Annotated in this window: 1 pseudogene; it reads left to right on the top strand. The window is 61.9% G+C overall.

Going from position 1 to position 375, the window contains the following annotated elements:
- A pseudogene (locus tag ACZ2IA_RS23415) lies at positions 1-231 on the top strand (IS21 family transposase); the annotation flags it as partial.
- Positions 232-375 lie beyond the last annotated feature (144 nt).

Raw genomic sequence — 375 nt, 5'->3', positions numbered from 1 at the left:
ATGGCTAAAGTGCTGGGCTATATCCCGTCACACGGACTGGATGCAGTGCGGCTCGCCATCGACGTGGCGCTGGAATCGGGGGCCATCAATGCGGAACATGTGCTCAATGTCTTGGCCCGGCTCCAGGCGCCGCCGAAGCCGGAAGCCCTGGACACGCCGCTACAGATTGCCGAGCCGCCGCTGGCGGACAGCAGTCGCTACGACCAATTGCATCGCAGTGTGGGAGCCTGAGATGAAACTCGACCTCCACACCGAACTGAAAGCGCTGAAGTTGCATGGCATGGCGGCCACTTATGCCGAGATGCGGCAATCCACCTCCAGTGCGGGTCTGGAAACGCTGGATAGCTGGCTCCAGCACCTGATCCAGGCCGAGCA

This window comes from Crenobacter sp. CS_VA4 (assembly GCF_055597485.1).
This window is presented reverse-complemented; position numbering and strand designations above follow the sequence as displayed.